15 protein-coding genes and 2 tRNA genes are annotated in these 19552 nt (G+C 53.7%); 10 read left to right on the forward strand and 7 right to left on the reverse strand.

Going from position 1 to position 19552, the window contains the following annotated elements; all coding sequences use genetic code 11:
• Positions 1-16: 16 nt before the first annotated feature.
• Positions 17-1423 carry a YchO/YchP family invasin gene (locus OGV67_RS09615; protein ID WP_115614753.1) on the forward strand — a complete coding sequence of 469 codons (1407 nt, stop codon included), beginning with the start codon at positions 17-19 and terminating at the stop codon, positions 1421-1423.
• Here OGV67_RS09615 and narL read toward each other — a convergent pair whose 3' ends face one another.
• Positions 1424-2074, reverse strand: coding sequence for a two-component system response regulator NarL (gene narL, locus OGV67_RS09620; protein WP_012132179.1), 651 nt, complete (start codon positions 2072-2074; stop codon positions 1424-1426). It lies immediately after the preceding gene.
• On the reverse strand, positions 2067-3863 hold the full coding sequence (narX, locus tag OGV67_RS09625; protein WP_049010662.1) for a nitrate/nitrite two-component system sensor histidine kinase NarX: 1797 nt from the start codon (positions 3861-3863) through the stop codon (positions 2067-2069). The genes narL and narX overlap by 8 nt, the downstream gene beginning before the upstream one ends.
• A 359-nt stretch (positions 3864-4222) precedes the next feature.
• Here narX and OGV67_RS09630 point away from each other — a divergent pair, with 359 nt between their 5' ends.
• The 5 genes from OGV67_RS09630 (at position 4223) to narI (ending at position 12667) form a co-directional block, all read left to right on the forward strand.
• Entirely contained in the window at positions 4223-5614 is a 1392-nt protein-coding gene (locus OGV67_RS09630; RefSeq protein WP_024130296.1) for a NarK family nitrate/nitrite MFS transporter, read from the forward strand.
• Positions 5615-6007: 393 nt separating this feature from the next.
• On the forward strand, positions 6008-9751 hold the full coding sequence (locus tag OGV67_RS09635) for a nitrate reductase subunit alpha (protein WP_012132184.1): 3744 nt from the start codon (positions 6008-6010) through the stop codon (positions 9749-9751).
• Positions 9748-11283 (forward strand): nitrate reductase subunit beta, encoded by a 1536-nt coding sequence (narH, locus tag OGV67_RS09640; protein ID WP_012132185.1) that lies wholly within the window; start codon positions 9748-9750, stop codon positions 11281-11283. Before OGV67_RS09635 ends, narH begins: the two co-directional genes overlap by 4 nt.
• On the forward strand, positions 11280-11990 hold the full coding sequence (narJ, locus tag OGV67_RS09645; RefSeq protein WP_012132186.1) for a nitrate reductase molybdenum cofactor assembly chaperone: 711 nt from the start codon (positions 11280-11282) through the stop codon (positions 11988-11990). The genes narH and narJ overlap by 4 nt, the downstream gene beginning before the upstream one ends.
• Positions 11990-12667 (forward strand): respiratory nitrate reductase subunit gamma, encoded by a 678-nt coding sequence (narI, locus tag OGV67_RS09650; RefSeq protein WP_012132187.1) that lies wholly within the window; start codon positions 11990-11992, stop codon positions 12665-12667. Before narJ ends, narI begins: the two co-directional genes overlap by 1 nt.
• Positions 12668-12866: 199 nt before the next feature.
• Here narI and OGV67_RS09655 read toward each other — a convergent pair.
• The 4 genes from OGV67_RS09655 to OGV67_RS09670 form a co-directional block, all read right to left on the reverse strand.
• Positions 12867-12951 (reverse strand) — tRNA-Tyr (locus OGV67_RS09655).
• A gap of 36 nt (positions 12952-12987) precedes the next feature.
• Positions 12988-13072 (reverse strand) — tRNA-Tyr (locus OGV67_RS09660).
• A 158-nt stretch (positions 13073-13230) separates the two neighbouring features.
• Positions 13231-14073, reverse strand: coding sequence for a formyltetrahydrofolate deformylase (gene purU / locus OGV67_RS09665; protein WP_012132190.1), 843 nt, complete (start codon positions 14071-14073; stop codon positions 13231-13233).
• A 52-nt stretch (positions 14074-14125) separates the two neighbouring features.
• On the reverse strand, positions 14126-14581 hold the full coding sequence (locus OGV67_RS09670; protein WP_115182331.1) for a YchJ family protein: 456 nt from the start codon (positions 14579-14581) through the stop codon (positions 14126-14128).
• Between the two features lie 111 nt (positions 14582-14692).
• On the opposite strand from OGV67_RS09670, the gene rssA reads away from it, so the two are divergent.
• The 3 genes from rssA to galU all read left to right on the forward strand — a co-directional run bounded on the left by rssA (position 14693) and on the right by galU (position 17812).
• Entirely contained in the window at positions 14693-15598 is a 906-nt protein-coding gene (rssA, locus tag OGV67_RS09675) for a patatin-like phospholipase RssA (protein ID WP_012132192.1), read from the forward strand.
• A 90-nt stretch (positions 15599-15688) separates the two neighbouring features.
• Positions 15689-16702, forward strand: coding sequence for a two-component system response regulator RssB (rssB, locus tag OGV67_RS09680; protein WP_012132193.1), 1014 nt, complete (start codon positions 15689-15691; stop codon positions 16700-16702).
• A 201-nt stretch (positions 16703-16903) separates the two neighbouring features.
• Positions 16904-17812 (forward strand): UTP--glucose-1-phosphate uridylyltransferase GalU, encoded by a 909-nt coding sequence (gene galU, locus OGV67_RS09685; protein WP_012132194.1) that lies wholly within the window; start codon positions 16904-16906, stop codon positions 17810-17812.
• Between the two features lie 128 nt (positions 17813-17940).
• On the opposite strand, the gene hns is transcribed toward galU, so the two are convergent.
• On the reverse strand, positions 17941-18354 hold the full coding sequence (hns, locus tag OGV67_RS09690; protein ID WP_012132196.1) for a histone-like nucleoid-structuring protein H-NS: 414 nt from the start codon (positions 18352-18354) through the stop codon (positions 17941-17943).
• A gap of 541 nt (positions 18355-18895) precedes the next feature.
• Between hns and tdk the strand changes: the two genes are divergently transcribed.
• Complete coding sequence (gene tdk, locus OGV67_RS09695) at positions 18896-19513, forward strand: thymidine kinase (RefSeq protein WP_012132197.1); 618 nt, start codon at positions 18896-18898, stop codon at positions 19511-19513.
• Positions 19514-19552 lie beyond the last annotated feature (39 nt).

The following is a 19552-nucleotide window of genomic DNA, read 5'->3' on the forward strand; positions in this document are numbered from 1 at the left end:
AAAAGCAGCTGACAATTTGAGCCGTATTGTTTATCGCCCTCTTTCCCTTTGCATACTCTTGCTGCTGGCAGGCGGTACTGCCAGCGCGCAATCCTCGTTTATTCAACAGGCGGAAAATCCCTTCGATAACAACCAGGATGGTTTACCTGATTTGGGCATGACGCCTGAGTCACACGAAGGTGAAAAACAGTTTGCTGAGATGGTGAAAGCCTTTGGCGAAGCGAGCATGACCGACAATGGGCTGGATACCGGCGAGCAGGCGCGTCAGTTTGCGTTTGGCCAGGTGCGGGACGCCGTGAGTGAACAGGTGAATCATCAACTGGAGTCCTGGCTTTCGCCCTGGGGGAATGCGAGTGTCGATCTCAGGATTGATAACGAAGGGAGCTTTACCGGCAGTCGTGGGGGCTGGTTTATTCCCTGGCAGGACAACACGCGGTATCTGACCTGGAGTCAACTCGGGCTGACTCAGCAGGACGATGGCCTGGTCAGTAATGTCGGCATCGGCCAACGCTGGGCGCGCGACGGCTGGCTGTTAGGGTACAACACTTTTTATGACAACCTGCTGGATGAGAATCTGCAACGGGCGGGATTTGGCGCGGAAGCGTGGGGCGAATACCTGCGATTATCCGCCAATTACTACCAGCCTTTCGCTTCCTGGCATGAACAGACCACCGCCTTAGAGCAGCGTATGGCGCGCGGCTACGATGTTACCGCGCAGATGCGTATGCCGTTTTATCAACACCTCAACACCAGCGTCAGCGTGGAACAGTATTTCGGCGAACGGGTGGATCTGTTTGACTCAGGCACGGGATACCATAATCCGGTAGCGGTAAAACTGGGGCTTAATTACACGCCGGTGCCGCTGGTGACGGTGACGGCGCAACATAAACAGGGCGAGAGCGGGGTGAGCCAGAATAATCTGGGGTTGAACCTGAATTACCGTTTTGGCGTGCCGCTGAACAAACAGCTGTCGGCCAGCGAGGTGGCGGAGAGTCAGTCGTTGCGCGGCAGTCGCTATGACAACCCGCAGCGCAATAATCTCCCGACGATGGAGTATCGTCAGCGTAAAACGCTCACTGTTTTTCTGGCGACGCCGCCGTGGGATCTCCAGCCTGGCGAGACGGTGCCGCTGAAGGTGCAGATTCGCAGTCGGCATGGCGTTCGTCATGTGACGTGGCAGGGCGATACGCAGGCGCTGAGTCTGACGGCAGGAGCGAAGGCAGACAGCACAGAGGGCTGGACCATTATCATGCCGGCCTGGGACAGCAGCGAAGGGGCGACAAATCGCTGGCGGCTGTCGGTCGTTGTTGAAGATGAGCAGGGCCAGCGTGTCTCCTCCAATGAGATCACGCTATCACTGACTGAACCGTTTATGGCGATGCCCGATAACGATCCGCGCTGGAAGCTGCTCCCGGAGGAGTAATCAGAAGATGCGTTCCTGATGCACCCATACCGCCGCTTCGACGCGTGACTTCAGCTTCATCTTCTTCAGCATATGTTTCACATGCACTTTGACCGTACTCTCGGTGATATCCAGGCGGCGGGCGATCATTTTATTCGGCAGTCCCTGGGCGATCAGCTTCAGGATATCGCGTTCGCGCGGCGTCAGTTGGGTCACGTCGCGGTCAGAGGTCGCGCGGTTTGCCCGCAGACTGGCGGCCAGAACCGGCGTTAACGCTTCGCTCAGCACCATTTCGCCAGCGGCCGCTTGCTGTAAGGCTTTCAGCAGATCTTCCGGCTCCATATCTTTTAACAGATAGCCGTCTGCGCCGCGCTTCAGCGCCGTCACCACGTCTTCTTCATGATTGGACACGCTGAATACCACGATACGGCCTGACAGTGATTTCTCACGCAGCTTATCCAGGGTTTCCAGACCGTTCATGCCCGGCATGTTCAGATCCAGCAGGATCAGATCGGGATCAAGAGACTCTGCCAGCTCAATACCCTGCTCGCCATTACTGGCTTCGCCGATTACGCTAATATCGGGCGCCATGCTGACAAGCTGTTTAACACCGGTCCGTAACATCGGATGATCGTCGATCAGCAGGATGGTAGCCGGTTCCTGATTACTCATGGGTATCTCCTTGGACTTCTGTGAAGTTTGTTTCGGGAATAAAGGTGACAGCAACTTCCGTACCGCCCGTCTCACGACGGCGTACACGACAATCGCCACGCAGGCTCTGCGCGCGGTCACGCATAATAATCATGCCATAATGGTTACTGCGCTCGGCATTTTCCGGTACGCCGCAGCCGTTGTCTTTTACTGTCAGTTTGACCTGATTGCCATTTTGCACCACGGCGACGGCCACCTCATCGGCATGGGAATGCTTGAGGGCGTTACTTAACGCTTCGCGGGCAATTTGCAACAGGTGGATAGCCTGATGCGACGGCACCCGTCGCGGCGGGAGCTGATAATCCAGCTTCACCGTAAAACCAAATCGGGCGCTATATTCCTGACAGCTCGCCTCCAGCGCAGGCCGCAGGCCGGGTTCGGTCAACTGTAACCGGAAGGTGGTCAACAGTTCACGTAGCTGTACCCAGGAGGTATTCAGTTCGTTGCGGATCTGGCTGAGCAACTCGCGGCTGCTTTCCGGCAACGTCGCGCCCTGCATTTGCAGACAGCTGACCTGCATCTTCATGCAGGAGAGCGATTGTGCAATAGAATCATGAAGTTCGCGGGCAATGGTGGCACGCTCTTCCATCACAATCAACTGTTGCTGGCGTTCCTGATTTCTGTCCAGCGCCAGCGTAGCGGTCAATTGCTCGACTAGCGTATCAATCATCTGCTGCTGATCGTGACTCAGATGGCGCCCGTGCGGCAGCGTCGCCAGCAGAATGCCGTATTGCGTATGGGCATCGGTAAGTCGCCATTTCAGCGTGGTGCCGCCGTTGATCGCGGGCAGCGCGCCGCGCGGGCAGAGGTGGCACCCTTTGTCATCACAACTGCTGTCGGACTGGCAGGTGAACTCCTGATGATTATCTTCATCTTCCAGGTCATAAACCCGCAGTTCAATATCGTGCAGCAGCGTCAGGTTTTGCAGGCCGTTCAGCACCGGGGAGAGGCGCTCGCACAGCGGCACCTGGGAATGCAGGCGGCGGTTGGCCTGCCACAGGAATGAGAGGATCTGGTTTTTATGCTCCAGCCCGGCTGTCTTTTCCTGCACGCGTTGTTCCAGCACGGCGTAACTTTCGGCCAGCTCTTCCGACATGTTGTTGAGCGCTGAGCCTAACATCGCCATCTCATTGCGCCCGCTGATATGCGCCCGCTGGGTGAAGTCGCGCTGGCTGACGGCTCGCGCCATCGAAAGCAGTTGTTTCCACGGTTGCAGCAGGCGCGCCCGTAGCCAGATGATCGTAAAGACGAACAGCAACGCCATAAAGATGGCCATTAACCGATGCACCATCACCACGCGTTCAATGCGCAGCTCGGTCGTGTGATCAAAGGCGGTGACTAACCGATCCAGACCGGTGACAAAACGCATAACATCGCCGGCAACGGCGTTTCTGTCCTGCGCGCGTTGCAGCCCTGGCGCCAGTTCCGTATGCCAGTAGTCCTGTAGTGCGCGAAGCTGCTCTTGTTGCCCGTCGCGTTCCGCAGCGCGGGTCAGTTCAGGGCTGAACGCCGTCTGTTTCATCTCATCCAGCAGCTTTTGGTCGTGGGCGCTCAGCGGCACTGCTGCCAGCAGGCGATAGCTCTGCATACGCAGCGAACCGGCCTTGTTGATCGCATGAGCGCTGCCTTGTACGCCCTGAACCAGCCAGCCAGAGATAGCCATGCCCGCCACACCGATAGCGGTGGACAGGAGAACAATAAGCGCCAGTTGGTTGACCAGCGTGAGTGGAGAGAGACAACGTTTAAACATGTAGACTTCTTCCTTCAGGCTTCCTGCTCAGGAAACCTTAATGAATGACGATTCTGCCGGGATGCTCACCGAGGGGCGTTTCGACAGTGACGTTATTCTCAGCCATACCCTGGAGTATACCCATACCTATAACGAGTTACCTCTTAATTGCTGGTGGTGGGAGGGGATCGCGAAGCCGGGGGGTAGGGTTATACAGCACCGTGAAAAACCACATCTTTTTTGTCGACAAAGCCTACTCACTAAGGGGCATGATAATTTTTAGCCGCGAATAATGACGGCTTTTCCTTTGATTTATATCAACTTACCCCCGGCTGTAAACCCTAATGTGGCAGACATCGAATCGAGTAACAGAGGTGTCTATGAGTCACTCATCTGCCCCCGAAAGGGCATCTGGAGCTGTAATCACAGAATGGCGGCCGGAAGATCCCGCTTTCTGGGAACAGCGTGGTCATCGTGTTGCCAGCCGCAACCTGTGGATTTCCGTCCCCTGTTTGCTGCTGGCGTTTTGTGTATGGATGTTATTCAGCGCCGTCGCGGTGAATTTACCGAAGGTCGGTTTTAACTTCACCACCGATCAGCTGTTCATGCTGACCGCCTTGCCGTCTGTTTCTGGCGCATTACTGCGTGTGCCGTACTCCTTTATGGTTCCTCTGTTTGGCGGCCGCCGCTGGACGGCGTTCAGCACCGGGATTCTGGTCATTCCTTGCGTATGGTTAGGTTTTGCCGTGCAGGACACCTCCACGCCGTTTAGCACCTTTATTCTGATTTCTCTGCTGTGCGGTTTTGCCGGCGCGAACTTTGCCTCCAGCATGGCTAACATCAGCTTCTTCTTTCCAAAACAGAAACAGGGCGGTGCGCTGGGTCTGAACGGCGGTTTAGGCAACATGGGCGTGAGCGTTATGCAGCTGGTCGCGCCGCTGGTGGTCTCGTTGTCTGTCTTTGCCGTATTTGGCAGTCACGGTGTGGAACAGCCGGACGGTTCGCAGCTGTATCTGGCGAATGCCGCCTGGATTTGGGTGCCGTTCCTGGCCATTTTCACCCTGGCCGCCTGGTTCGGTATGAATGAGCTGGCGACCTCGAAGGCTTCGCTGAAAGATCAGTTGCCGGTACTTAAACGTGGGCATCTGTGGATGATGAGCCTGCTGTATCTGGCGACGTTCGGTTCATTCATCGGCTTCTCCGCCGGGTTTGCGATGCTGTCTAAAACGCAGTTCCCGGAAGTACAGATCCTGCATTATGCCTTCTTCGGGCCGTTAATCGGCGCGCTGGCCCGTTCTGCGGGCGGGGCAATTTCCGACCGTCTGGGCGGAACGCGGGTGACGCTGGTTAACTTTGTGCTGATGGCGATTTTCAGCGCCTTACTGTTCCTGACCTTGCCTTCTAACGGCCAGGGCGGCAGCTTTATCGCCTTCTTCGTTGTCTTCCTGGCGCTGTTCCTGACTGCCGGGCTGGGCAGTGGGTCTACTTTCCAGATGATCTCCGTTATTTTCCGCAAGCTGACGATGGACAGGGTTAAAGCGGAAGGGGGTTCTGAAGAGAAAGCGCTGCGTGAAGCCGCGACTGATACCGCAGCCGCATTGGGCTTTATTTCTGCGATTGGCGCAATCGGCGGTTTCTTTATTCCGAAAGCATTCGGGACATCTCTGGCATTAACCGGCTCACCGGTCGATGCGATGAAAGTGTTCCTGATTTTCTATATTGCCTGCGTAGTCATCACCTGGGCGGTATACGGACGTCATTCTAAAAAATAAAAAAGTAATTGTTTGATTATCCATTGCGCGGCGTTAGACCGCGCTTTTTTTTGTCTGTTTTTAGTTACAACATACTTATTTATAAATAAACAGCGCCGGTTTGTCAGAACAGCGTTCATTTATGCCTTGCAGGGGGCATACCCCTTAATACCCACTTATAAAGAATTTAACATTTACATAATGGATGAATTTAAAAATATTCATATTAATCAGTATGTTGAATGAATAAAAATCATCCTCCTTAAGGGGTATGTCAAAAAACACCCTCGATTTTCATCCCCGTCTGCCTTGATCGTTATCAATTCTGACGCCCTTTCAGAGCGTTACCTTCACAGCCAATCCAGCAATGTCGATTTATCAGAGAGCCGTCAGGCTCCAAACAGGAGAAACCCGATGAGTAAATTCCTGGACCGGTTTCGCTACTTCAAACAGAAGGGCGAAACCTTTGCCGATGGGCACGGCCAGCTTCTCGAAACAAACCGGGACTGGGAGGATGGATACCGCCAACGTTGGCAGCATGACAAAGTCGTGCGTTCAACCCACGGGGTAAACTGTACCGGCTCTTGCAGCTGGAAAATTTATGTGAAAAACGGTCTGGTCACCTGGGAAACCCAGCAGACAGACTACCCGCGCACCCGCCCGGATATGCCGAACCATGAACCTCGCGGCTGCCCGCGCGGCGCGAGCTACTCCTGGTATCTCTACAGCGCAAACCGCCTGAAATATCCGCTGATGCGTAAGCGCCTGATGAAAATGTGGCGTGATGCGAAAAAACTGCACAGCGATCCGGTAGAAGCCTGGGCTTCCATCATCGAAGACGCCGATAAAGCAAAAAGCTTCAAACAAGCGCGTGGTCGTGGTGGCTTCGTTCGTTCTTCCTGGCAGGAAGTGAACGAACTGATTGCGGCATCCAACGTTTATACCATCAAAAATTACGGTCCCGATCGCGTGGCGGGCTTCTCGCCGATTCCGGCAATGTCGATGGTCTCTTACGCATCCGGCGCGCGTTACCTGTCCCTAATCGGCGGGACTTGCCTGAGCTTCTACGACTGGTACTGCGACCTGCCGCCTGCGTCTCCGCAGACCTGGGGCGAGCAGACGGACGTACCGGAATCCGCTGACTGGTACAACTCCAGCTACATCATCGCCTGGGGCTCTAACGTTCCGCAGACCCGTACCCCGGATGCCCACTTCTTTACTGAAGTGCGTTACAAAGGCACCAAAACGGTTGCCGTTACGCCTGACTACGCTGAAATCGCCAAGCTGTGCGACCTGTGGCTGGCACCGAAGCAGGGGACTGACGCCGCGATGGCGCTGGCGATGGGCCACGTTATGCTGCGTGAATTCCACCTTGATAACCCGAGCCAGTATTTCACCGATTACGTCCGTCGCTATACCGACATGCCGATGCTGGTGATGCTTGAAGAACGCGACGGTTACTATGCCGCTGGCCGTATGCTGCGCGCCGCCGATCTTATTGACGCGCTGGGTCAGGAAAACAACCCGGAATGGAAAACCGTTGCCATCAACACCCGCGGCGATATGGTTGCGCCGAACGGTTCTATTGGCTTCCGTTGGGGTGAGAAAGGCAAATGGAACCTCGAACAGCGTGACGGTACGTCAGGCGAAGAAACCGAACTGCAACTCAGCCTGCTGGGTAGCCAGGACGATATCGCAGAAGTGGGCTTCCCGTACTTTGGCGGTGAAGGCACTGAACACTTCAACAAAGTCGAGCTGCAAAACGTTCTGTTGCACAAGCTGCCGGTGAAACGCCTGCAACTGGCAGACGGAACCACCGCGCTGGTAACTACCGTTTACGATCTGACGATGGCGAACTATGGCCTGGAACGCGGTCTGAACGACGAAAACTGCGCAACCAGCTACGACGACATTAAAGCCTATACTCCGGCGTGGGCAGAGCAGATAACCGGCGTACCGCGTGCGCAAATCACCCGTATCGCCCGTGAATTTGCGGATAACGCCGATAAGACGCATGGTCGTTCAATGATCATCGTTGGCGCCGGTCTGAACCACTGGTATCACCTCGATATGAACTATCGTGGGCTTATCAACATGCTGGTGTTCTGCGGCTGTATCGGTCAGAGCGGCGGCGGCTGGGCGCACTATGTCGGCCAGGAAAAACTGCGTCCGCAGACTGGCTGGCAGCCGCTGGCGTTTGCTCTTGACTGGCAGCGTCCGGCGCGTCACATGAACAGCACCTCCTATTTCTATAACCACTCCAGCCAGTGGCGCTACGAGACGGTTACCGCGCAGGAACTGCTGTCGCCAATGGCGGATAAATCCCGCTACAGCGGTCATCTGATCGACTTCAACGTGCGTGCTGAACGCATGGGCTGGCTGCCGTCTGCGCCGCAGTTGGGCACCAACCCGCTGTACATCGCGCGTGAAGCGGAAAAAGCCGGGATGACGGCGGTGGATTACACCGTTAAATCGCTGAAAGAAGGCTCGATTCGTTTTGCGGCGGAGCAGCCGGAAAACGGGAAAAACCACCCGCGTAACCTGTTTATCTGGCGCTCGAACCTGCTGGGTTCATCCGGTAAAGGGCATGAGTACATGCTGAAGTACCTGCTGGGTACGGAAAACGGTATTCAGGGCAAAGATCTGGGTATGCAGGGTGGCGTGAAGCCGGAAGAAGTGGAATGGCAGGATAACGGTCTTGACGGCAAGCTGGACCTGGTGGTGACGCTGGACTTCCGTCTGTCGAGCACCTGCCTGTACTCCGACATCGTGCTGCCGACCGCCACCTGGTATGAAAAAGACGACATGAATACCTCGGATATGCATCCGTTTATTCACCCGTTGTCTGCCGCCGTTGACCCGGCCTGGGAATCGAAAAGCGACTGGGAAATCTATAAAGGCATCGCGAAGAAATTCTCTGAAGTCTGCGTGGGACACCTTGGCAAAGAAACCGATGTGGTGACGCTGCCGATTCAGCACGACTCCGCTGCCGAACTGGCGCAGCCGCTGGACGTGAAAGACTGGAAAAAAGGCGAATGCGACCTGATCCCAGGTAAAACCGCGCCGCACATCATTCCGGTGGAACGCGACTACCCGGCGACGTATGAGCGCTTTACCTCTATCGGCCCGCTGATGGAGAAAATCGGCAACGGTGGCAAAGGTATCGCCTGGAACACTCAGAGCGAAATGGATTTGCTGCGCAAGCTCAATTACACCAAAGCTGAAGGCCCGGCAAAAGGCCAGCCGATGCTGAATACTGCGATTGATGCCGCCGAGATGATCCTCACGCTGGCGCCGGAAACTAACGGCCACGTAGCGGTGAAAGCCTGGGCGGCGCTGAGTGAGTTCACCGGTCGCGACCATACGCATCTGGCGACCAATAAAGAAGAAGAGAAAATTCGCTTCCGCGATATTCAGGCGCAGCCGCGTAAGATTATCTCCAGCCCGACCTGGTCTGGCCTGGAAGATGAACACGTCTCTTACAACGCCGGTTATACCAACGTTCACGAGCTGATTCCGTGGCGTACGCTGTCTGGCCGCCAGTCCCTGTATCAGGATCATCAGTGGATGCGTGACTTTGGCGAAAGCCTGCTGGTTTACCGTCCGCCGATCGACACGCGTTCAGTGAAAGCGGTGATGGGTGAGAAATCTAACGGCAACCCGGAAAAAGCGCTCAACTTCCTGACGCCGCACCAGAAGTGGGGTATCCACTCCACCTACAGCGACAACCTGCTGATGCTGACGCTGTCGCGCGGTGGGCCGATTGTCTGGATGAGCGAAACCGATGCTAAAGATCTGGGTATTGAAGATAACGACTGGATCGAGGTCTTTAACAGCAACGGTGCGCTGACGGCACGCGCGGTGGTAAGCCAGCGTGTTCCGGCCGGGATGACCATGATGTACCACGCGCAGGAACGTATCGTTAACCTGCCGGGTTCAGAAATTACCCAGCAGCGCGGCGGTATTCACAACTCTGTAACCCGTATCACGCCGAAGCCGACCCACATGATCGGCGGCTATGCGCAGCTGGCCTACGGCTTTAACTATTACGGTACGGTCGGTTCAAACCGCGATGAGTTTGTTGTGGTGCGTAAGATGAAGAACATTAACTGGTTGGATGGCGAAGGCAATGACCAGGTACAGGAGAGCGTAAAATGAAAATTCGTTCACAAGTCGGCATGGTGCTGAATCTCGATAAATGCATCGGCTGCCACACCTGTTCAGTGACCTGTAAAAACGTCTGGACCAGCCGTGAAGGTATGGAATACGCCTGGTTCAATAACGTGGAAAGTAAGCCAGGCGTCGGTTTCCCGAACGACTGGGAAAATCAGGAAAAATGGAAAGGCGGCTGGGTCCGTAAAATTAACGGCAAACTGCAACCTCGCATGGGCAACCGTGCGATGCTGCTGGGTAAAATCTTCGCTAACCCGCATCTGCCGGGCATTGATGATTACTACGAGCCGTTTGATTACGACTACCAGAACCTGCATACCGCGCCGGAAAGCAAGCATCAGCCGATTGCGCGCCCGCGCTCGCTGATCACCGGTCAGCGGATGAACAAAATCACCAGCGGTCCGAACTGGGAAGAAATTCTGGGCGGCGAATTTGAAAAACGCGCCAAAGACCAGAACTTCGAAAACATGCAGAAGGCGATGTACGGCCAGTTCGAAAACACCTTCATGATGTATCTGCCGCGTCTGTGCGAGCACTGCCTCAACCCGGCGTGCGTGGCGACCTGCCCGAGCGGCGCCATCTACAAGCGTGAAGAGGACGGCATCGTCCTGATTGATCAGGACAAATGCCGCGGCTGGCGTATGTGCATCACCGGTTGTCCGTACAAGAAGATCTATTTCAACTGGAAGAGCGGGAAGTCCGAGAAGTGTATTTTCTGCTATCCGCGTATTGAAGCGGGTCAACCGACCGTATGTTCCGAAACCTGCGTGGGTCGTATCCGTTACCTTGGCGTGCTGCTGTATGACGCCGATGCGATTGAAAGCGCAGCCAGCACGGAGAACGAGAAAGATCTGTATCAGCGCCAACTGGATGTGTTCCTCGATCCGAACGATCCGGCGGTCATTGAACAAGCGCTGAAAGACGGCGTTCCGCAGAGCGTTATCGATGCGGCGCAGCAGTCCCCGGTTTACAAAATGGCGATGGACTGGAAGCTGGCGCTGCCGCTGCACCCGGAATACCGTACGCTGCCGATGGTCTGGTACGTGCCGCCGCTGTCACCGATTCAGTCTGCGGCGGACGCCGGCGAACTGGGCAGCAACGGCATCCTGCCGGACGTGGAAAGCCTGCGTATCCCGGTTCAGTACCTGGCGAACCTGCTGACCGCAGGCGACACCCAGCCGGTACTGCTGGCGCTGAAACGTATGCTGGCGATGCGTCACTACAAACGTGCGGAAACCGTTGACGGTAAACTGGATACCCGCGCGCTGGAAGAGGTGGGTCTGAGCGAAGCGCAGGCGCAGGAAATGTACCGTTACCTGGCAATTGCGAACTATGAAGATCGTTTCGTTATCCCTAGCAGCCATCGTGAGCTGGCGCGTGAGGCGTTCCCGGAGAAAAGCGGTTGCGGCTTTACGTTCGGCGATGGTTGCCACGGTTCAGATACCAAATTCAACCTGTTCAACAGCCGCCGCATTGATGCCATCGATGTGAGCAGCAAAACGGAGCCGCACCAATGATTGAACTCGTCATTGTTTCGCGTCTGCTCGAGTACCCGGATGCTGCCTTATGGCAGCATCAACAGGAACTTTTCGATGCACTCGCGTCATCCGAAAACCTGGATAAAGAAGATGCCCAGAGTCTGGCGGTTTTCCTGCGCGATCTCACTGCGCAGGAGATGCTGGATGTACAGGCAAGCTACAGCGAACTGTTTGATCGCGGTCGCGCCACGTCGCTGTTGCTGTTTGAGCATGTTCATGGTGAATCCCGCGATCGCGGCCAGGCAATGGTCGATTTGATGGCGCAGTACGAGCAGCACGGCCTGCAACTCGACAGTCGTGAGTTGCCTGACCATCTGCCGCTGTATCTGGAGTATCTGGCGCAGTTGCCGAAAAACGACGCGCTTGGCGGCTTGCAGGACATCGCGCCGATTCTGGCGTTGCTGGGCGCACGTCTGCAACAGCGGGAAAGTCGCTATGCGGTGCTGTTCGATCTGCTGCTGAAGCTGGCTAATACCGTTATCGACAGCGACAAAGTGGCAGAGAAAATTGCGGATGAAGTCCGTGACGATACCCCGCAAGCACTGGATGCCGTCTGGGAAGAAGAACAGGTGAAATTCTTTGCTGAGCAGGGTTGCGGCGAGTCGGAGATTTCCGCTCACCAGCGTCGTTTTGCCGGGGCTGTCGCTCCGCAATATTTGAATATCACCACCGGAGGACAGCAATAATGCACTTCCTGAATATGTTCTTCTTTGATATCTATCCGTACATTGCCGGGTCAGTGTTCCTGATTGGCAGCTGGCTGCGCTATGACTACGGTCAGTACACCTGGCGTGCGGCTTCCAGCCAGATGCTGGATCGCAAAGGGATGAACCTGGCTTCGAACCTGTTCCACTTCGGTATTCTGGGGATCTTCGCGGGTCACTTCCTGGGGATGCTGACGCCGCACTGGATGTACGAAGCGTTCCTGCCGATTGAAGTGAAGCAGAAAATGGCGATGATTGCAGGCGGCGCTTGTGGCGTGATGACGCTGGTCGGTGGCGTACTGCTGCTCAAACGCCGTTTGTTCAGCCCACGCGTGCGTGCAACGACCACGGGAGCGGATATTTTGATCCTTTCTCTGCTGGTGATTCAGTGCGCGCTGGGACTGCTGACTATTCCGTTCTCTGCGCAACACATGGACGGTAGCGAAATGATGAAACTGGTGGGATGGGCGCAATCTGTGGTGACGTTCCACGGCGGCGCGTCTGAGCATTTAGAGGGCGTAGCGTTCATTTTCCGCCTGCACCTGGTGCTGGGGATGACGTTGTTCCTGCTGTTCCCGTTCTCGCGCCTGGTTCACATCTGGAGCGCGCCGGTCGAGTACCTGACGCGTAAATACCAGGTCGTGCGCGCCCGTCGCTGATACGGCTTTGCGTGCGGCTAAACCCTGCTTCGGCAGGGTTTTTTTATGCCTGTCTGCCGGATGGCGGCTGCGCCTTATCCGGCCTACGATCGGACATAAGATGTGGTTATGTAATCATGTAGGCCCGGTAAACGGAGTGCCACCGGGCAAAATATGGAGTACAGGAATTTAATTTGGCTGGGGTGCAACAGATAAATAATGGTGGTGGGGGAAGGATTCGAACCTTCGAAGTCGATGACGGCAGATTTACAGTCTGCTCCCTTTGGCCGCTCGGGAACCCCACCAGGGGTAATTCAAATTGTAGAGGTCTTGCGAAGAGATGGTGGTGGGGGAAGGATTCGAACCTTCGAAGTCGATGACGGCAGATTTACAGTCTGCTCCCTTTGGCCGCTCGGGAACCCCACCACGGGGTAATGCTTTGTACTGGCCTGCTTCCTGTTGGGAAGCGGGGCGCATCATATCAAATGACACGCCGCTGTAAAGCATTCCTTTGCTTAAAATGAACTGTTTGCGTACTTTTCATCCGTAACGGAGTAAAGCTAATCAATTCATATCGTTGACGATTACAGAATGATGGTGCGATTCCCGTAAACAAACACACGCTGGGCCAGCACCTTATACAATGCGCGGCTTAAAACATTCTTTTCAACATCACGCCCTGCACGCATCATATCCTCAGCCGTATAGGTGTGATCGACATGAATTACGTCCTGCATAATGATCGGGCCTTCGTCCAGATTATCGTTCACGTAGTGCGCAGTAGCGCCGATAATTTTCACGCCACGCTCATAAGCCTGATGGTAAGGACGCGCGCCAATAAAAGCCGGCAGGAACGAATGGTGAATATTGATAATCTTATTCGGGAAGCGGGAAACGAATTCCGGCGTCAGGACGCGCATATACTTAGCCAGCACGACATAATCAGGCTGGTGCGCATCAATGGCGTCCGCCATCTGTTTATCGTGCTCATCGCGCGTTAACCCTTCGTGGCTGACCAGCTCGAAAGGAATATCGAAACGTTCAACCAGAGGTCGCAGGGTTTCGTGGTTGCCGATTACGGCGGCAATCTCAACGTCGAGCCCGCCATAGTTGGCTTTCATTAACAGATCGCCCAGACAATGCGCTTCTTTGGTGACCAGAATGACGATGCGGCGACGCCCGGCAGGATTTAACTCGCGTACCGAACCCTCCGGTAATGCGCTGTCGAGATCGGCAAGCAGCGTGACATCATTAAAAATGCCTTCCAGCTCTGTGCGCATAAAGAAGCGCCCGGTCCGGTGGTCAACAAATTCGTTGTTTTGCACGATATTGAGTTCGTGCTTGTAGCAGATATTTGTAATACGCGCGATGAGGCCCTTCTGATCGGGGCAGATAGTGCGCAGAACTTTTCGTTGTAGTGAATGCATTACCGGGTAAATCCTGTTTAATGTGTTTGCTGTATCAGCACTGTCAGGCGTTTTAGCCGCAGCACTTTTTAAATTTTTTGCCGGACCCGCAGGGGCAGGGATCGTTTCGACCAAACTGGGGGCGCGTACCGTCAATATAGTACCACTGACCGTTTTCTTTTAAGAAACGCGAACGTTCAATAATCGCGCCGGGTGTTCCCTGTTCGATAAAACGGGCCACAAAACTGACATACCCTGTGTTTTCCGCGTCTGACCCGCTCTCTTCAAAAATGGTCAACCCAAGCCACTCAGTATGGGCGAACCCCGCGACAATATCGTCCCGAAAGGCGGTTGCACCACATGCGGGATGCCAGGTTCTAATCAGGTAATTTGCGTCTTTCATCACAAAAGCGCAGTAGCGAGAACGCATGAGATGTGACGGATCGGGTGCAACTCGCTCACCGGACACAATAGGGCCGCAACATAGGCTATACTCGACAGCGCTACCGCAGGGACAAAGCTGAGACACAATCATCTCCCTGGATAAAAAAAACGGCGTACAAACGCCAGGGTAGCGCTATGTTAACCGAGTGGTGACGATGTTGCTACGTCTGGAAGCCAGGGGAAGTTTTTACGTACGATGAGAAAAATTAAAATAGGGCTGGCGCTAGGTTCCGGCGCCGCAAGAGGATGGTCGCATATTGGTGTCATCAAAGCCCTGAAACACATGGGCATTGATATCGATATCGTGGCGGGATGTTCAATTGGTTCGCTGGTTGGCGCCGCATACGCCTGCAATAAACTGCCCGCGCTTGAACAGTGGGTGTGTTCGTTCAGTTACTGGGATGTCCTGCGCCTGATGGATCTCTCCTGGCGCAGAGGAGGGTTACTGCGCGGCGAGCGCGTCTTCAATCAGTACCGGAACGTTATGCCGGTACTGGATTTTGAACAATGCACCCGACGTTTTGGTACGGTGGCGACCAACCTGAGTACAGGGCGAGAATTGTGGTTTACCGAAGGCGACCTGCACCTTGCGGTTCGCGCGTCTTGCAGTATGCCAGGCCTGATGTCTCCGGTGGCGCATAACGGCTACTGGCTGGTGGATGGCGCCGTCGTTAACCCTGTTCCCGTTTCTCTGACGCGTGCGATGGGCGCCGATATTGTTATTGCGGTCGATCTTCAGCACGATGCGCACCTTATGCAGCAAGATCTTCTGTCTTTGAATGTCAGCAATGATAACGACGAGAGTGATGATTCGCTCTCCTGGCATGCGCGTTTGAAAGAGCGCCTCAGCAGCATGACTTCACGCCGTGCGGTCACCGCGCCAACGGCGATGGAGATTATGACAACGTCCATTCAGGTGCTGGAAAACCGCCTTAAACGCAACCGAATGGCAGGCGACCCGCCGGATATTCTGATTCAACCGTTCTGTCCGCAAATATCCACGTTGGACTTCCACCGTGCCAGTGCCGCTATTGCTGCGGGACAACTGGCGGTAGAGAAAAAGATGGACGAACTTTTGCCTTTGGTGCGTACCGACGTTTAACGCACCTTTTATACACACTTAAGCAAATTCTGACAGGCGCGAGCGGCAATAGCATGCCACTATTTACTAAAGCCAGTCAGGGGAGAAAACATGACGCAGCCATTGGTCGGAAAACAGATTCTTATTGTGGAGGACGAGCCTGTATTTCGCTCGCTTCTGGATTCGTGGTTTTCCTCTTTGGGAGCGACAACGGCACTGGCGGGCGATGGTCTTGACGCCCTGGAGTTACTGGGAAGTTTTACGCCTGATCTGATGATCTGCGATCTTGCGATGCCAAGGATGAACGGTCTCAAACTGGTAGAGCATTTACGTAATCGGGGCGATCAGACCCCCATTCTGGTTATCTCGGCGACAGAAAATATGGCAGATATCGCCAAAGCGCTGCGACTGGGCGTTGAGGACGTCCTGCTAAAGCCAGTGAAAGATCTCAATCGTCTGCGGGAAACCGTCTTCGCCTGCCTCTATCCCAATATGTTTAACTCTCGGGTTGAAGAAGAAGAACGCCTGTTTCGGGACTGGGATGCGATGGTTGATAACCCGGTGGCGGCAGCAAAGCTGTTGCAGGAGTTGCAACCTCCGGTTCAGCAGGTTATCTCGCATTGCCGAATCAATTACCGCCAACTTGTTGCGGCAGACAAACCCGGCCTGGTGCTGGATATTGCGCCGCTGTCTGATAACGATCTCGCTTTTTATTGCCTCGACGTGACGCGGGCAGGGGATAATGGCGTACTGGCCGCGTTATTACTGCGGGCGCTATTTAATGGCTTATTGCAGGAACAGCTCGCTCATCAGAATCAGCGTTTGCCGGAACTGGGGGCGTTATTGAAACAGGTCAATCATTTGCTTCGGCAGGCGAATTTGCCGGGACAGTTTCCGCTATTAGTGGGTTATTACCACAGCGGTCTTAAAAATTTGATACTGGTTTCAGCAGGCCTGAATGCGACGTTAAATACCGGTTCTCACCAGGTACAGATCAGTAATGGCGTTCCGCTGGGCACGTTGGGCAATACCTACCTGAACCAATTAAGCCAACGCTGCGAGTCATGGCAGTGCCAAATTTGGGGCGCGGGCGGGCGTTTGCGTCTTATGTTGTCTGCGGAATGAGCAAATGAAAAGGCAAAGTGAAATTGATTTACCCGCCTTTCTCTGTGGGTGCTACTATCAGCGCCAGATTATACGTATTTGTCTTAATTATACTAACACGCGTCCTTTTCGGAACTGAGGCTTGTTCCAGTGCTGATATACTCGGATGCGATACAGATTGATGAACACGTTCAATACATGAACAGTCCAGGAGATTTTTAAATGGCTGCCCTAAATTCGAAAGTCAAAAAAGCCGTTATCCCGGTCGCGGGATTAGGAACCAGGATGTTACCGGCGACGAAAGCGATCCCGAAAGAGATGCTGCCGCTGGTTGATAAGCCATTAATTCAGTATGTCGTGAATGAATGTATTGCTGCGGGCATCACTGAAATTGTGCTGGTGACGCACTCTTCCAAAAACTCGATCGAAAACCATTTCGATACCAGCTTCGAGCTGGAAGCTATGCTGGAAAAACGTGTTAAGCGTCAGCTGCTGGAAGAGGTGCAATCTATTTGCCCTCCGCACGTAACGATTATGCAGGTGCGTCAGGGGCTGGCGAAAGGCCTGGGTCATGCCGTATTGTGCGCGCATCCTGTTGTTGGTAATGAGCCCGTCGCGGTGATTCTGCCGGACGTTATTCTGGATGAATACGAATCCGATCTGTCTCAGGATAACCTTGCTGAAATGATTCGTCGTTTTGACGAAACCGGCTGTAGCCAGATTATGGTTGAGCCTGTTGAGGATGTTACCGCGTACGGCGTTGTTGATTGCAAAGGCGCGGCGTTAGCACCGGGCGAAAGCGTGCCGATGGTTGGCGTTGTAGAGAAGCCGAAAGCGGATGTCGCGCCGTCTAATCTCGCGGTAGTTGGCCGTTATGTCCTGAGCGCGGACATCTGGCCTCTGCTGGCGAAAACCCCTCCGGGAGCGGGCGACGAAATTCAGCTGACCGACGCGATTGATATGCTGATCGAAAAAGAAACGGTCGAAGCCTACCATATGAAGGGCAAAAGCCACGACTGCGGTAATAAATTAGGTTACATGCAGGCGTTCGTTGAATATGGCATCCGTCATAATTCTCTGGGCGCTGAATTTAAAGCATGGCTTGAAGATGAGCTGGGTATTAAGAAGTAAGCGGTATAATCTGAAAGGCGCGGCGCTGTTTAACAGCGCCGTTTTTTTTTGCCCTGAACAGACGAGGTATGGGGGAAGGGCAAAAAAAATCCCGCCACTGGCGGGATTTTAAGCAAACATATTCCGAATTATCCCTTGATCAGGAAATCGTCCAGTTGTTTACCTTGTTCTTCCATCGCTTTTTTGATCACTGCCGGTGTACGACCCTGGCCAGTCCAGGTTTTCGTTTCACCGTTTTCATCAACGTAGCTATATTTAGCCGGACGAGCAGCGCGTTTAGCTTTAGTGCCAGATTTAACGGCAGCCATGCTATTCAGCAGTTCGTTCGGATCAATACCGTCGGCAATCAGCATTTCACGATATTGTTGCAGTTTACGGGTACGCTCTTCAACTTCAGCTGCGGCGGCGCTTTCTTCTTCGCGACGCTCGTTAACAACAACTTCTAATTTTTCCAGCATTTCTTCAAGCGTTTCCAGGGTACATTCTCTTGCCTGTGCACGAAGAGTACGGATGTTGTTCAGAATTTTAAGTGCTTCGCTCATTGTAGTAATCTCAAACTTATATTGGGGGTGGTTTGTTGAGCTAATAATAGAGCGATAAATTCAGATGTGCAATAGCCTGGAATGTAAGGAATTCAAAATTGCTCTTTATTAAGTACAGATATTAATTATCCCATCTTAAATTTTTCTTGAAGAACCGCACAAAAAAGAGCTTATTGGCAACGAGGTTACTCCTGGCATAACGTTAAAATTCCAGGATTTTAGTCACATTTTATCAGGGTGGAATAGGCTGTCATTGCAGTAATTTCAACCTTTTGTATTAGTTTCCCTTACGGGAAAGTCCTAATACGTTGCCACATTTATGAGGAAGCGTAACAATAAGTATGAGCGCCCGGTTATGCGATGAGATGATAAGCAGCATTGATGAATATCTTAGGCACAATTTGTGAAGGAATGTGTATAACCGAACGATGTTTGCTCAATTCTTTATACCGGAGGCGTGACGAGGCGCCCCCGACATGCCGGTAAATTATGATACAATCCCGCCCAATCTTTATTTCAGCCAGGTGAGGGCCTGCTGCCAATGGCACAGCTATATTTCTACTATTCGGCAATGAATGCGGGTAAGTCGACTGCATTGCTGCAATCTTCATACAATTATCAGGAACGCGGGATGCGTACCGTTGTATATACAGCGGAAATTGATGACCGCTTCGGCGCCGGTAAAGTCAGTTCGCGTATCGGTCTCTCCTCGCCAGCAAAATTGTTTAACCAAAATTCATCGTTGTTTGAAGAGATTCGCACCGAGAATGCGCAACAGACAATACATTGCGTTCTGGTTGATGAGTGTCAGTTTTTGACTCGCCAGCAGGTGTACGAATTATCTGAGGTTGTTGACCAACTGGATATTCCGGTGTTGTGTTACGGACTGCGTACTGATTTTCGTGGCGAGTTATTTGGCGGCAGCCAATACTTACTCGCGTGGTCAGATAAACTCGTCGAATTAAAGACAATCTGTTTTTGTGGCCGTAAGGCAAGCATGGTATTGCGTCTTGATCAGGCTGGCAGACCTTATAATGAAGGGGAGCAGGTTGTGATTGGTGGGAACGAGCGTTATGTCTCTGTATGCCGCAAGCATTACAAAGAAGCCCTTGCCGAAGGCTCCCTGACGTCGATTCAGGAGAAACACCGCCACGCGTGATTGCACGCGTTCTGTAGGCCGGATAAGGCACTTGTGCCG

The sequence above is a fragment of the Citrobacter sp. CK188 genome (genome assembly GCF_030333525.1).
In the GTDB taxonomy this organism is placed as follows: domain Bacteria; phylum Pseudomonadota; class Gammaproteobacteria; order Enterobacterales; family Enterobacteriaceae; genus Citrobacter_B; species Citrobacter_B koseri.

What these genes read in the sequence shown, in the direction of transcription:
- galU (WP_012132194.1), top strand. Translation starts at nt 16,904, where the DNA reads ATGGCTGCCCTAAATTCGAAAGTCAAAAAAGCCGTTATCCCGGTCGCG.
- narL (WP_012132179.1), bottom strand. Translation starts at nt 2,074, where the DNA reads ATGAGTAATCAGGAACCGGCTACCATCCTGCTGATCGACGATCATCCG.
- purU (WP_012132190.1), bottom strand. Translation starts at nt 14,073, where the DNA reads ATGCATTCACTACAACGAAAAGTTCTGCGCACTATCTGCCCCGATCAG.
- rssB (WP_012132193.1), top strand. Translation starts at nt 15,689, where the DNA reads ATGACGCAGCCATTGGTCGGAAAACAGATTCTTATTGTGGAGGACGAG.
- narX (WP_049010662.1), bottom strand. Translation starts at nt 3,863, where the DNA reads ATGTTTAAACGTTGTCTCTCTCCACTCACGCTGGTCAACCAACTGGCG.
- OGV67_RS09630 (WP_024130296.1), top strand. Translation starts at nt 4,223, where the DNA reads ATGAGTCACTCATCTGCCCCCGAAAGGGCATCTGGAGCTGTAATCACA.
- hns (WP_012132196.1), bottom strand. Translation starts at nt 18,354, where the DNA reads ATGAGCGAAGCACTTAAAATTCTGAACAACATCCGTACTCTTCGTGCA.
- tdk (WP_012132197.1), top strand. Translation starts at nt 18,896, where the DNA reads ATGGCACAGCTATATTTCTACTATTCGGCAATGAATGCGGGTAAGTCG.
- rssA (WP_012132192.1), top strand. Translation starts at nt 14,693, where the DNA reads ATGAGAAAAATTAAAATAGGGCTGGCGCTAGGTTCCGGCGCCGCAAGA.
- OGV67_RS09635 (WP_012132184.1), top strand. Translation starts at nt 6,008, where the DNA reads ATGAGTAAATTCCTGGACCGGTTTCGCTACTTCAAACAGAAGGGCGAA.
- narI (WP_012132187.1), top strand. Translation starts at nt 11,990, where the DNA reads ATGCACTTCCTGAATATGTTCTTCTTTGATATCTATCCGTACATTGCC.
- narJ (WP_012132186.1), top strand. Translation starts at nt 11,280, where the DNA reads ATGATTGAACTCGTCATTGTTTCGCGTCTGCTCGAGTACCCGGATGCT.
- narH (WP_012132185.1), top strand. Translation starts at nt 9,748, where the DNA reads ATGAAAATTCGTTCACAAGTCGGCATGGTGCTGAATCTCGATAAATGC.